Origin of the sequence: Merdimonas faecis (assembly GCF_001754075.1) — a bacterium.
Taxonomy (GTDB): Bacteria; Bacillota; Clostridia; order Lachnospirales; family Lachnospiraceae; genus Merdimonas; species Merdimonas faecis.
Genome location: NZ_MIEH01000014.1, coordinates 103350 through 117922 on the forward strand (window position 1 = coordinate 103350; position 14573 = coordinate 117922).

The window sequence follows — 14573 nt, forward strand, 5'->3', positions numbered from 1 at the left end:
TTATGAAGGAGCACGCCTTGTTCCTTCAGGCGGGCTTTCCGGCGGGCGAGACGGGATACAGTAACAAGGCAGGCCGGTATCGTGAAGAGTTTGAAAAAATACTGTGGCGGACCGTTCGTCTTGCTGACGGGATGGTGGGAAAAGATGTGCTGTGTTCCGGAGAGGTGTTCACGGAATTTACGGTAATGGCGGAGCAGCAGACAACAAGATTGACCAAGGTACCGATAGATTTTCGGATCACGCAGACGGAGGAGAGACTGCGGGCAGACTGTGGGAAATATATGGATCATGAGATGGCAGACAGGATGGACTGTCAGATCAGGCGGCTGAATCAGTGTGTGCTGCAGTTGCTGAACGGCCTGATCATGTTTAAAAAGCAGATATTGCGGGAGGTTACTTCCTGTAGATTATATACGGTTAATTATCCGCTGCTGATCGAGCATATCATCCGAGAGGCGGAATTATATCGGCAGATTATAACGATGCTGGAAGAGGGAAATTGTATTTCGCAGGAAAATATTGCTGAGACGGAAATGTTCTGGAATCAGATCATGATGGAGCATGCATTGTTTATACGCGGTCTGCTTGACCCGACGGAATGTGAGCTGATAGAAACCGCAGATACATTTGCAGGAGATTACAGTCGGCTGCTGGAAGAAGCCAGGCAGCAGGACTGCAGAGCAATGAATGCGCTGACAAGGAAAGCGCTGAAAACGACAGAGCGATATCGTGATTTCAAAGCAGCGGGTGCAAAAGGGATTACCGGATGCGACATACGTTCTGTCATCCTTCCTCTACTGGCGGATCATGTACTGCGGGAGGCAAATCATTACCTTCGGGTCCTGAAACAGGAAGGGGCATAAGCGTTGAAAGGCGGAGCCGCCTGTCCAGGCGATTATCTGTACGGTTCTGGAAGCTTGGGATGGGACGTTGAATCAGGAATGTGGGGCATTTTCCGTGTGATGAAGCAGTCTATCAGGTGCAGATGTAAAGAATTTTGCGGAAGAATATTGAAAAGCAGGAGATAAGGTAAAGGGGCTGACGCATCCAGGGGGATTTCTTAATGGATGCGGCGGCCCCTTTAATGAGTTTATTCTAATCGTGCTTCTCGATATGTAGTATATAAGTGACAGCGGTGAAAGAAACTCGTCATTTCAAAAATAACATCGTCAAAAATCGAAAAATGACGAGATTAAAATTGATTTTGACGATGTTTCGTGATAAGATAAAAATAATCCAAGTTTGAGATTTTGTAAGGAGATTTCATGAGAACTTTTGATTATAAGAAAAGATATGAACGTTTATTACAATCGGATATTGTTGCTTTAGTGGCGCAGATCCATGAGTATAAAGGGGAACAGACGCTATTTGTGGAAGCGAAAGCAGATACTCTTACCCAGCTGTTAGAAGTTGCAAAAATCCAGAGTACGGAGGCCTCCAATAAGATCGAGGGTATCTATACTTCGGATGAGCGTTTGAAAAAAATCGTTCGTGATAAGACGATGCCGAAAACAAGAAATGAGAAAGAAATTGCGGGATATCGGGATGTGTTAAATACAATACATCAAAATTATGACTATATACCCGTAAAATCATCTATCTTTCTTCAGCTGCATCGGGATTTATATAAATTCGCGGGAAATGCGGGCGGTAGTTTTAAGTCATCAGATAATGTGATTGCACAGGAGGATGAACAGGGAAACAAATCTATACGGTTTCAGCCGGTTCCGGCATGGGAAACGCCGGCGTATATTGATGCAATCTGTGACGCCTTTCAAGATATCTGCAAGGATTCCCAGTGTGATCCATTGATTCTGATTCCTATGTTTATATTGGATTTTTTGTGCATCCATCCATTTAATGATGGAAATGGGCGTATGAGTCGTTTGCTGACGCTGCTTTTGTTATACCGGGCAGGATATATTGTGGGAATGTATATCAGTATTGAAAAACTGATCGAACAGACAAAAGAAACTTATTATGAAACCCTGCAGGAGAGTTCCTATAACTGGCATGAAGAGGAAAATGATGATGCACCGTTTGTACGATATATGCTGGGAGTGATCGTTGCAGCTTATCGTGATTTTTCATCCAGAGTACAGCTGTTAGCCACTAGCGGGATGTCGAAACCGGAGCGTGTTCGTGAGATTGTCCGAGGATCCATAGGAAAGATGACAAGAGCACAGATTATGGAGAAATGTCCGGATATCAGCCGTGTGACGGTGGAACGAGCTTTGACAGATATGGTGAAAAAAGGTGAGATACTAAAAATCGGAGGCGGTCGTTATACTGCCTACGTATGGAATAGGGAGAATGAATAGTATGATAACAGGTGAATTGAAAAATAAAATCGATGGTTTATGGGAAATATTCTGGACCGGAGGACTTACCAATCCGCTGGATGTGATTGAACAGATGACGTATCTGATGTTTATTCGAGATCTGGACGATGTGGACAAGCTGCATACCAAAGAAAGTGCAATGCTTGGCCTTCCATATGAGAGTATCTTTGCGGAAGAAGTACAGATAGGAGAGCGGAGCATAGCTGGCAATCAGTTGAAATGGAGTGTATTCCATGATTTCCCGGCTCAGAAAATGTACACTACCGTGCAGGAGTGGGTTTTCCCGTTTATTAAAAATCTTCATGGAAATAAAGAAAGTGCTTATGCAAAATATATGGGTGACGCAATCTTTAAAATACCGACACCGCTGATGCTGGATAAAATTGTGACCGCCATGGATGAAATCTATGATCAGATGGCACGGTTGAAAAAGGCAGATACAAGAGGAGATGTCTATGAATACCTCTTATCGAAGTTGTCAACAGCAGGAGTAAACGGGCAGTTCCGAACCCCAAGACATATTATTAAGATGATGGTGGAACTGATGGATCCGAAACCGGATGAAATCATCTGCGATCCAGCCTGTGGAACATCTGGCTTTTTGGTGGCTGCCAGCGAATACATGAAAGAAAATAAGAAGGAAGAAATATTTTTTGACCGGAAAAACAAAGATCATTATATGAATCATATGTTCCACGGATTTGATATGGACCGGACTATGCTGCGTATTGGTGCTATGAATATGATGACCCATGGTGTGGAGAACCCTTATATTGAATATAGGGACAGCCTTTCCGATCAGAATACGGATAGGGATATGTATAGTCTGATTCTGGCAAATCCGCCGTTTAAGGGAAGTCTTGATTATGATATCGTATCCCAGGATTTGTTGAAAGTTGCGAAGACGAAGAAAACGGAACTTCTGTTTTTAGTACTATTTTTGAAAATGCTGAAAACAGGCGGAAGATGTGCATGTATCGTACCGGATGGAGTTTTGTTTGGTTCTTCCAAAGCACATAGAGCAATCCGCAGAGAACTGGTAGAAGAAAATCGTCTGGAGGCGGTAATTTCTATGCCATCCGGTGTGTTTAAGCCGTACGCTGGAGTATCCACTGCTATCCTGATTTTTACAAAAACAGGACATGGCGGAACGGATAAGGTTTGGTTCTATGATATGAAGGCAGATGGATTCAGCCTTGATGATAAGCGAAATCCGATCAATGAAAATGATATACCGGATATTATAGAGAGATTCCGAAATCGAGACCAGGAGACAGAGCGAAAACGGACGGAGCAGTCTTTCTTTGTAGAGAAACAGGAGATCGTTGATAATGAGTATGACCTTTCCATTAATAAGTATAAAGAAGTGGAATATATACCGGTAGAGTATCCATCTACACAGGAGATTATGGCGAATCTGAATGAGCTGGAAAGGGAAATTACAAAGAATTTGGCGGAGTTGGATGAAATGTTAGGTGATTAAATATAAGGAGATGAAATGAACTTTTGAAAACATATCTGGCCTATTTTGATGAAACTGGTGACGATGGAATTACTACGGCTTCAAGTGATCATTTTATTTTGACAAGCATTTATATGTCTGCAGAAAACTGGCAGGATAATTTTGACAAGATTAGAGAACTAAGAAAAGATTTAAAAGAGCAATATGGGTTTCATGTAAGTGAAGAAATGCATACGAAACATTTTTTGACAGACAAAAATCCATATAGAAAGTACAAGTGGTCTAAAGAGGAAAAGCAAGAGATTATCATTGCATTTACAAAAATGATTGGTGGATTAAATTTGAAGATAATCAACGTGATAATTGATAAAACCAAAATAAAAAAAGAAGATTATCCTGTGTTAGAAAATGCTTTGAAATATAATATTCAGAGAATAGAAAATGATAGCAATGGGGAGTGGAATTATCTGATTATCACAGACAAAGGAAGAACTGCTCCTATGAGAAAGACAGCAAGAGCTATTCGAGTATATAATCCCATACAGTCACAGTATTCATATGGATATAGAAATCAACCGATAAAAAATTTGATTGAGGATATTATGGAAAAAGATTCTTCGGAGTCTTACTTTATACAGATATGTGATTTTATATCGTTTTTTGTTCATTTGTATTATTCGTGCTATGAAAAGAATAAAGAATTGCCCAAACGTGTGGCAAATGTTATCGATAAAAGCTTTGTGGGAAGAGTTATGGCGACATTGAAACAGACAGAAAAGATCAATCTGAAAGCGAATGAAAAGCATACATACGGTTTTGTGATTTATCCAAAATAAAACACCACCTACGTCGCATTCGCGGTTTCAGTGGTTCAATAATATTATATGAAATAATTATAATTTAGTCAACAAATTATAAAATAAATTCGGATTTGTGGGGATAAAGGAATGAAATATATGATGTTAAAAGAAGTCTGTTCTATCAAGATGGGGCAATCTCCGGCGTCAGATAGCTATAATGATAATGGTGAAGGTATTCCTTTTTTTCAAGGCAATGCTGACTTTGGTGAGCGTTATCCTGTGGCTAGGCAATGGTGTTCGGCTCCAATAAAAATGGCAGAACCAGAAGATATATTGATATCAGTCCGTGCTCCGATAGGGGCGCTGAATTATGCGAAAGAAGAATGTTGCATTGGACGAGGGCTGGCAGCATTGACTCCGAATAAATCCAAGATTTCACCGGAATTTATGTTTTGGCTCTTAAAAGGGAAAACCGCAGAGTTAAATAGTAAAGGAACAGGAAGTACATTTAAAGCTATTAGTCGTAAAGTATTAGAAGAAATATTAGTTCCAGATATTGGTATAGATCAACAGGCTGAATATTCGGCAATTCTTGAAAAAATAAATGGAATTATTCAACTTAGAAAACAGGAACTTCAGAAGCTGGATGAGCTTATCAAATCCCGATTTATCGAGATGTTTGGGGACCCAATGACGAATCCATACAACTTACCAAAAGTGATTTTAGGATCAGTTTTGACAATCGAGCCGCAGAATGGACTTTATAAGCCTCAGTCCGATTATGTATCAGATGGAACAGGTGTACCTATTCTCCGAATAGATAGTTTTTATGAGGGCAAAGTGTCGAATCTTTCATCACTAAGACGGCTAATTTGTTCAGAAATAGAGCTGAAACGATACTCGCTATATGAAAATGATATTGTTATCAATCGAGTCAATAGCATTGAATATCTCGGCAAGTGCGGTTTGATTCAAGGTTTAGTAGAAAATACGATTTTTGAGTCAAATATGATGAGATTACATGTAGATGAACATAAATTTCATCCGGTCTACATTACGAAACTGCTTTGCTCTGAATTTATTTATCAGCAAATTTTAAGACGAGCAAAAAAGGCGGTCAATCAAGCAAGTATCAACCAAAAAGATGTACAATCTTTTGTGGTGTATATGCCTCCGATAGAGCAGCAAGATCAATTCGCCGCATTCGTTAAACAGACCGACAAATCAAAAGCTGTCATACAAAAATCATTAGATGAAACACAAACATTATTTGATTGTTTAATGCAGAAATATTTTGGATAATAAGAACGTTACGGCATAAAACAACCGAGTTTGCGGATGCTGAATTGGGATAATTTACTGTAAAAGATAAAGGAGCTATATGGAAATTACTTTTTTGATTGGAAATGGATTTGATATTGGTTTAGGTATGAAAACACAATATGCTCAATTTATACCTTGTTATATCCAAAACGGAAAAGACAAGAAAAAAGTTCTTAAAGATTTTTCGGAAGATTTAGGTGATAATGCAGATAAGTGGTCTTACTTTGAAAAGCAGATAGGAGAATATACTTTAAAATTTTCTAAAGAGAATAAACAGGATTTGATAGAGCAAATAGAGGATTTTGAAAAAGAGTTCGTTGCGTATCTTTTGAATGAAGAAAGAAAACTTGAACTCGATGATTCGGGGAAAATAGGGCAATTTTTTCAAGAAAAAATTTTAAAATTTTATGAAACGCTTCATCCAGAATCTATTACTACTATCAAAGAAGTCTTTAATACGTATAAGGCTAGTGGACATAATTATAATTTTGTTTCTTTCAATTATACACAAGCGTTGGATAAATGCCTAGAAAAAATACCGAACAAGAAGATTAATACAAGAAAAATATCAAATACGATATATACAGATACAATTGGAGGAATTATACATGTGCATGGATTGTGTAATCAATTTCCACTTATGGGCTTAAATGATGTGGAACAAATAAAAAATCCTGAATTAGCAAAAGATTCTGCTTTTGTTAAGTACTTAATTAAACCTTCATTAAATGAATTACATAGAATGGGAAATGCAAGTACTGCTTCTAAAATGATAGATAGAAGTAGAATTATCTGTATATATGGAATGTCCTTAGGAGAAACAGATTTATTATGGTGGAAAAAACTTATTTTATGGCTAAATGGTGCAAAAGACAGGCACTTAATTATTTTTGAACATGATGACCATTTCTCAAGATCTACTCAGTTTGGATGGATAAGAAAAATGGATTCTCTAATAGATAAACTCCAACTATATAGTAAAAATACAGGAATAAAAGTAGAATCGCTAAGAGATAGGATACATTTATCGTTAGAAGATATATTTGAATTCCCTTTAATAAGTGAGGAAAAAGAAAGTAATGACCAGATAAAAAATTATGGAAAAACAATAGAAAAATTACAAGAAAGTGTTGATAAAAGTACTCAAATTGAAACAGGAAAAGATAAAACGTTGAAATAAAAGGAAAAAGATATTTGGCTTCGAGTAATGGAGAAATGGGGTGATTTTTATGACCAACTTTGATTTCCTTAAGGAAGAATCACAATTTGATTCTTTCGCAGATGTAGCCATTTCGGCCGAAAAAATATTACATATTGATGTAGAAGCAAGTGTGATTAATTGCCGCCGGGCTATGGAGTTTGCTATCAAATGGATGTATTCCGTAGATGGTTCTCTTGTCATGCCGTATCAGGATACGTTGGTCAGCCTGATGAGTACAGAAGAGTTTCGGGATATTGTAGATTCAGATCTCTGGAGAAGACTGGATTTTGTCCGTAGAGTGGGAAACAATGCGGCTCATAATGGCAAGAAGATTACCCTGGATCAAGCAAAATTATGTCTGGAAAATTTGTATATCTTTCTGGACTTTGTGGCGTATTGTTATGCCAAAGATTATACAGAAGGGGAGTTCAACGTAGAACTTCTTGAAGAATCTAAACAGCCTGTTTTAGAAGATGAGTCGCCAATTTCGGAAATTGATCTGAAAGCTCTCATTGCGGAAAATCAGGCGTTGAAAGAGCAATTGACAGCAAGACGTGAAGAGCAGCAGCAGACTTATGTACCGAAGCCTCTTGATCTGTCCGAGTATAAGACCAGAAAGATTTATATTGATACCATGTTGATGGATGCCGGATGGATAGAAGGGAAAAACTGGATCAATGAAGTGGAGCTTCCAGGAATGCCAAATAAATCAGAGGTGGGTTATGCAGATTATGTGCTGTATGACGATGCTCATAGACCACTTGCGTTAATTGAAGCAAAACGTACCTGTGTGGATGTGGCAAAAGGACGCCAGCAGGCAAAGTTATATGCGGATCTGCTGCAGAAACAGTATGGAAGAAGACCGGTTATTTTTCTGACCAATGGATTTGATACGAGGATTGATGATGGTCAGTATCCGGAACGGAAAGTATCCATGATTTATTCTAAACGAGATCTGGAAAAATGGTTTAATCTGCAGTCTATGAAGACGAGCCTGAAGAATATTATTGTGGATAAGAATATCGCTGGGCGTTATTATCAGGAAGGTGCAGTCAAGGCGGTTTGTGACAGCTTAGGGAAGATGCGTAGGAAAGCATTGCTTGTCATGGCGACCGGTTCTGGGAAAACAAGAACGGTTATTTCGTTGTGCGACGTGTTGCTGCAGCATGGCTGGGTAAAGAATATCCTGTTTCTGGCAGATCGGAATTCTCTGGTTACACAGGCAAAACGAAGCTTTGTAAATCTTCTTCCGGATTTGTCTGTGACAAATCTGTGTGAAGAAAAGGATAATTATCAGGCACATTGTGTTTTCTCTACTTATCAGACCATGATGAATTGTATTGATTTTGTAAAGGACGAAGAGGGAAAGCTGTTTACCTGCGGACATTTTGATCTGGTAATCTGCGATGAAGCCCATCGGTCTATTTATAATAAATACAAAGACATTTTTACCTATTTTGATGCGCCGTTGGTAGGTTTGACAGCTACGCCAAAGGATGAAATTGATAAAAATACCTACAATATTTTTGAATTGGAAAATGGTGTGCCGACTTATGGATATGAACTGTCACAGGCTGTTAAAGATGGATATCTGGTAGATTTCCTCTCTGTAGAATCTTCTTTGAAATTTATTGAACAGGGAATTGTGTATGATGAATTGTCAGAAGAAGATAAGGAAGCGTATGAGGCTACTTTTGAAAATGAAAATGGAGAACTTCCGGAAAGAATCAATTCTTCTGCGTTGAATTCATGGCTGTTCAATGAAGATACCATAAAAAAGGCGCTACATATTCTTATGACAGAAGGAATTCGTATCAACTATGGAGAGACTTTAGGAAAGACCATTATCTTTGCTAAGAATCATGACCATGCGGAAAAGATTCTGGAAATCTTTGGGAAAGAATATCCGAATCTTCCGGGATATGCGAAAGTCATCGATAATTATATGACTTATGCGCAGAGTGCCATTGATGAATTCTCGGAATCAGATAAACTTCCTCGGATTGCTATTTCTGTAGATATGCTGGACACAGGAATCGATGTGCCGGAAGTGTTGAATCTTGTCTTTTTTAAGAAGGTTATGAGTAAAGCAAAATTCTGGCAGATGATCGGACGGGGGACCCGTCTGTGTCCCGGTCTGTTGGATGGAGAGGACAAGCAGAAATTTTATATTTTTGATTTTTGTGGCAACTTCGAGTTTTTCCGTATGAACAAAGGAAAGGCAACAGCCAATATGATGGCACTGCAGGGAGCAATTTTTAATCTGGAATTTCAGATTACTTACAAACTGCAGGATATGGAATACCAGACAGAACGATTGATTGCCTACCGGAATGCATTGATACAGCATATGAGTGAGAAAGTGCAGGAACTGAACAGGGAAAACTTTGCAGTCCGTCAGCACCTGAAATATGTAGATTTGTATTCAGATCAATCCAGCTACCAGACCCTGAGTTATGAGGATACGTTGCTTGTAAGGGAAGAGCTGGCGCCTTTGATTCTGCCGGATGGAGATGAGGCAAGTGCAGTTCGATTTGATGCATTGATGTACGGAATAGAGCTGGCCTATCTGATAGGAAAGAAATATGGGAAAGCCCGCAGTGATTTGTTGAAAAAAGTCAGTGCTATTTCTACAGTGGCAAACATACCGGAAATTATGGTACAGGCAGAACTGATTAATCAGATTCTCCACACGGACTATCTGGATCGTGCCGGAATCAATGAATTTGAACATATCCGGGAAAGTCTTCGTGATCTGATGAAGTATCTTCCTAAAAAGAAGGTGCGTTATGACACAAACTTCGAGGATGATATTCTGTCCATTGAATGGAAAGAGTCAGAACTGGAGAATGATGATCTGAAGAATTATAAGGCAAAGGCCGAATATTATGTCCGTCAGCACCAGGATGACCTCGTCATTGCGAAACTGAAAAAGAATAAGCCAATGACCCAGGATGATATCAAAACATTGGAAAAAATTCTGTGGAGTGATCTGGGGACGAAGGACGAATATGAAGCAGAATATGGAGACAAGCCTCTTGGAGAATTTGTCCGTGAGATCGTGGGCCTGGATATGAACGCTGCAAAAGAAGCATTTTCTGAATACTTGAATGAGGCCAATCTGGACAGCAGACAGATTTACTTTGTGAATCAGATTGTGGAATATATCGTACATAATGGATTGATGAAGGACTTATCTGTACTGCAGGAATCTCCGTTTACAGATCAAGGAAGTGTTGTGGATATCTTTACTGATTTGAATGTATGGATGGGAATAAGGAAGGTTATTGAAGGGATCAATGATAATGCGAAGGTAGCATAAAAAATGTTATTGATCTGGCTAGAAGACAGATAGGAATGTATATGACCGGGAATATGCGGTATGTAAGACAGATATGAGAAAATTAAGCGACGGAAGAAGATATGAATATGAGAAAAGTACCTATAGTCGGAGAAAATAAGCACGATAAAGGGAGAGGAGGAAATATGAAAAGTTTATTTATTTCAAGAGTAGTAATAAAAAATTTTCGGAATTTCAAAAATGTAGATGTTTGCCTTGGTCATAAACAGATTATTATTGGAGAAAATAATGTTGGAAAAACAAATTTTTTGCGGGCATTACAGTTGGTACTAGATCCTACGCTTTCTGATGAAGACCGAATGTTGCAGGAAGCAGATTTTAATGACTCTATTAAAAATCCAATGGAGAACAAAGAAGAAATTCTTATTGAAATTTTTATAGATAATTATGATAAGAACAAAACAATTCTAGCTGTATTTCAGGATGCAACAGTCATGACAGAAGACGGAAAGGAAGTATTGAAATTTACATATCGTTTCTTTCCATATATTAATGAAGGGGGAGTTGCTGAATACCAATACAATATTTATAAAGGAAATGACGAGACAAAGAAATTTGGTTCTTATGAACGTAAATATTTGAATATAAAGGTTGTTAAGGCACTGCGAGATGTAGAAGGTGAAATGAGAAATTCACGGACATCACCTATCCAGAAGATGCTTAAAAATTATGCAATAGATAAACAGGATTTAGAGCATATTGCAGAAGAATACCGAAAAAATGGGGAGAAGATACTGAATTTAGATGAATTAGTGGATCTTACGAATAATATAAATAAGCGATTTGGAATGGTTTTAGGAAATAATGACTTTGATGTGTCCCTTCGGGCAATGGAAATCAATCCAGCCAAAGTACTTTCTTCGTTAAAACTTTTAATGGCACAACGGAATACAACAGAGATAAGTTTGGGGTTGAATAACATCTTATATATTTCTATGATTTTACAATTATTGCAGGATAAGACGATTCCGTCTTTGATAAAAGCAGAGAAATATATGGAGTTATCATCAATTAAAGGTGGCAAGATACTGAAAGATACCTATGAGAAAAGTAAAAATGGGAACTACTTTCTTAATGATGATATTTCAGAGATTCAACAAGATAAATTGTATACTTTTATGTCTGAAAATATGCCGATTTCAAAAGGTGTTACTATTTTAGCAATTGAGGAACCAGAAGCTCATCTACATCCGGTTAATCAAAGATTGATATATAGAGATGTCATACAAAATAGCAGCAATTCTGTTTTGCTTACAACACATTCTACGCATATTACTGCGATAGCACCGATTGATTCAATTGTTCATCTGCATGATGATAGAGAAGGCGGAACAGTGATACATGCTACAGCAACAATGCCCATGTGTGATGGGGAGTTTTTAGATGTTGAAAGGTATCTGGATGTTAAAAGGGGGGAAATTTATCTTGGAAAGGCGGTGATTTTGGTAGAGGGAATTGCTGAGGAGTATTTAATTCCAAGATTTGCTGATTTATTGGGGAAACCACTTGATGAGAAAGGTATTATCGTGTGTAATATTAACTGTACTAATTTTACTCCATATGTGAAATTGTTGCGAAGTCTGGATATTCCATACGCGGTTATAACGGATGGAGATTATTATTATGTAAATGAAGAAGAGGAACGAGTTTACCACCAGATGGATAATGATGACTCTGATGAAAAAAGTGGCTGGCTGGGAATGGAAATTATTGAGCAGATGATAAATGAACTTGGCTTAAATGGTAATGAGAAAATGCCAGATGATCTAGAGGAAAAAGAGCAGTTATTCTATTCATTGGGCTTGTTTGTTGGTTATTATACATTTGAAGTTGACATGATGGAGTGTGCAGCAATTCCAAATAATAATAGTGAAAAGCCCCTTGAAGTAATTAGTGATTTGTTTTCAGAATTAACTACTGGTGGAGCCCAGCAAAAACAAAATTTTAAAAAGGAGTTAAAAGCGGGTGAGTATTGGAAATGCTTAAATAAAATTGAAGGAAATGGCATTGGAAAAGGAAGATTCGCTCAGAGATTATCAGGTGTATGTATGAAAGAGCATATTCCAGGATATATTCAATCTGCAATAGATTACATATATAAGAAAGTGGATGGGTAATGAGTTATTATACGGAAAAATTAGAGCAGATTTCAGCAGATCCGCTTCAAAAAGCTGCCTATGATACAGATGATAGTACCGTTGTGATAGCAGGGCCGGGAAGTGGAAAAACAACTATTCTTACATTAAAAATAATGAAACTACTGAATAATGAAATTAAAGAGCCACAAGGATTAGCCTGTTTAACATTCAGTAGGGAAGCTGCAAGAGAGTTTGAAGAACGATTGATAAAATTAGGATATGGAAAACGAAGAAACGTATTTCTAGGTACAGTGCATTCCTTTTGTATTTCAGAAATAATAGCTAATTTTGCGGAACTATATGATTATGGAATTAGCCTACCGATTAAAGTCTTACCGAAAAAATTAGAAACACAAATATATGAAAAGGTGCTTAAAGACTTAGGAATAAAAAAATTTAGTAAAACAAATGTGGATAAAGAGCGGTCTTTGCAAATAAAAGGAATGAGTGGTGTTAAAGTAAATTCAGATCCTACAGCTCATAGGATCGCAGTTGAATTTGAAAGAAGAGTATTAGAGGCTGGGTACATTGATTATGAGGGAATTATTTTAATCTCTACAAAAATCTTGCAGGAGCATGAGTATGTGAGACAATGTATTAGCGCCAAATTTCCGTGGCTTGTGATTGATGAATATCAGGATTTAGGGAAGCCGTTACATGAGATGGTTATGGCTTTATTTACTCAGACAGATATTAAAATATTTGCAGTGGGTGATCCGGATCAATCAATCTATGGATTTTCTGGTGCAATACCAGACTATTTGATGGAATTATATAATAGGAAAGATACAATATCAATTGAACTGCAGAACAACTATAGAAGCAATCAGGATATTGTGGACGGTTCAGAAGTTGTACTTAACATTCCACGTCATTACCATGCAATGACAAGAGAAGATGAAAAAGCTGAGTATAGATTTATATCATGCAAAAATGGTTTAGAGGAACAATACAATTTTTTTGTTGAAAAGATAATCCCTGCATGTATTGAAGCAGATATTCCTTTAGAGGAAATTGCAGTATTGCTTTCAAAAAATAGTGAATGTAATGAACTTGGAATAAAATGTGCAGAGGAAGATATACCCTATTACATAGCAAAACATGACTTTGAACGAACGGATTTTGTTAAATGGCTTGAGGAGTGCTCTGCATGGATAAATGATAAAAGTACATCCTCATTTGACGAAATTTTTGAATATTGGCAAAAGTTAGTTCTGCTTCATCGGGATGAAAAATATGTAAGTGAGTCAGATGTGTTGCTTATGAAACAGGATTTACTTGGTGTTTTGCAAGATAGTATGGAAATGAAAGGAAACCTGAAAGTTTGGCTGAAATACATTTTTTTGGAATTAAAGATAAAAGATTTGTTTAAAAACTCGGAAATGTTGCCGGATGAATGGGAGAATCTACAAAAACTGTGGTCAGAAGTATCTGAAGAAAAATACAAAGATTATGATACTAGCAAATTTTCCAAAATCGGGAAACCTGATAATCAGATAACGATATCTACGAGACATAGCTCTAAAGGATTAGAATTTGAAGTTGTTGTTATGATGGGAATGGAAGAAAAGCATTTTCCGGGATGGTGGGTTGACAAAGACCCTAAGGCTTTAGAGGAATCAAATAGAATTTGTTTTGTGTGTGTCAGCCGTGCGAAACGTGTCTGTATATTGATGTACTCTAGTTATTATAATGAGATGGATTATCGGTATGGTGAGATTTGCTGCAAACGGTATTATCCATCAAGATATTTACTGCAGTTGAGAAAGAAATTTATGTGAGAAGTGCTTAGATAATTGAGAACAAATGGCAGCTATTGGTTATATAATCTATCAATATTATTTGCTTGGTCTGGAAAGAAAAGACGAATAAAGAGAATGATACCATTCTATTAGGAAGCGGCTATAGCGTCTCTGCACTGAAAAGCTTATATTTAAATATATCAG

General features: G+C 37.5%; 9 protein-coding genes. All 9 read left to right on the forward strand.

What is annotated here, in order from left to right; translation table 11 throughout:
• Positions 1–2: 2 nt before the first annotated feature.
• Positions 3–863: a DUF2935 domain-containing protein gene (locus tag BKD12_RS06345; protein ID WP_070088465.1), complete on the forward strand. Its 861-nt coding sequence runs from the start codon at positions 3–5 to the stop codon at positions 861–863.
• 402 nt (positions 864–1265) lie between these two features.
• Entirely contained in the window at positions 1266–2321 is a 1056-nt protein-coding gene (locus BKD12_RS06350; RefSeq protein ID WP_070088466.1) for a Fic family protein, read from the forward strand.
• A gap of 1 nt (position 2322) precedes the next feature.
• Positions 2323–3825: a class I SAM-dependent DNA methyltransferase gene (locus BKD12_RS06355; protein ID WP_070088467.1), complete on the forward strand. Its 1503-nt coding sequence runs from the start codon at positions 2323–2325 to the stop codon at positions 3823–3825.
• A gap of 23 nt (positions 3826–3848) precedes the next feature.
• Positions 3849–4640 carry a DUF3800 domain-containing protein gene (locus BKD12_RS06360; RefSeq protein ID WP_070088468.1) on the forward strand — a complete coding sequence of 264 codons (792 nt, stop codon included), beginning with the start codon at positions 3849–3851 and terminating at the stop codon, positions 4638–4640.
• Between the two features lie 111 nt (positions 4641–4751).
• Positions 4752–5906 (forward strand): restriction endonuclease subunit S, encoded by a 1155-nt coding sequence (locus BKD12_RS06365; protein ID WP_083262865.1) that lies wholly within the window; start codon positions 4752–4754, stop codon positions 5904–5906.
• A gap of 79 nt (positions 5907–5985) precedes the next feature.
• Positions 5986–7107, forward strand: a complete 1122-nt coding sequence (locus BKD12_RS06370) for an AbiH family protein (RefSeq protein ID WP_070088470.1) — start codon at positions 5986–5988, stop codon at positions 7105–7107.
• A 49-nt stretch (positions 7108–7156) separates the two neighbouring features.
• Positions 7157–10450 (forward strand): DEAD/DEAH box helicase family protein, encoded by a 3294-nt coding sequence (locus BKD12_RS06375; RefSeq protein ID WP_070088547.1) that lies wholly within the window; start codon positions 7157–7159, stop codon positions 10448–10450.
• A gap of 164 nt (positions 10451–10614) precedes the next feature.
• Positions 10615–12606 carry an ATP-dependent nuclease gene (locus BKD12_RS06380; protein WP_070088548.1) on the forward strand — a complete coding sequence of 664 codons (1992 nt, stop codon included), beginning with the start codon at positions 10615–10617 and terminating at the stop codon, positions 12604–12606.
• Positions 12606–14408: a UvrD-helicase domain-containing protein gene (locus BKD12_RS06385; RefSeq protein ID WP_070088471.1), complete on the forward strand. Its 1803-nt coding sequence runs from the start codon at positions 12606–12608 to the stop codon at positions 14406–14408. Before BKD12_RS06380 ends, BKD12_RS06385 begins: the two co-directional genes overlap by 1 nt.
• Positions 14409–14573: the final 165 nt, after the last annotated feature.

Coding starts and splice junctions, on each gene's coding strand:
- BKD12_RS06370 (WP_070088470.1), top strand. CDS start 5,986: ATGGAAATTACTTTTTTGATTGGAAATGGATTTGATATTGGTTTAGGT.
- BKD12_RS06380 (WP_070088548.1), top strand. CDS start 10,615: ATGAAAAGTTTATTTATTTCAAGAGTAGTAATAAAAAATTTTCGGAAT.
- BKD12_RS06375 (WP_070088547.1), top strand. CDS start 7,157: ATGACCAACTTTGATTTCCTTAAGGAAGAATCACAATTTGATTCTTTC.
- BKD12_RS06365 (WP_083262865.1), top strand. CDS start 4,752: ATGAAATATATGATGTTAAAAGAAGTCTGTTCTATCAAGATGGGGCAA.
- BKD12_RS06345 (WP_070088465.1), top strand. CDS start 3: ATGAAGGAGCACGCCTTGTTCCTTCAGGCGGGCTTTCCGGCGGGCGAG.
- BKD12_RS06355 (WP_070088467.1), top strand. CDS start 2,323: ATGATAACAGGTGAATTGAAAAATAAAATCGATGGTTTATGGGAAATA.
- BKD12_RS06385 (WP_070088471.1), top strand. CDS start 12,606: ATGAGTTATTATACGGAAAAATTAGAGCAGATTTCAGCAGATCCGCTT.
- BKD12_RS06350 (WP_070088466.1), top strand. CDS start 1,266: ATGAGAACTTTTGATTATAAGAAAAGATATGAACGTTTATTACAATCG.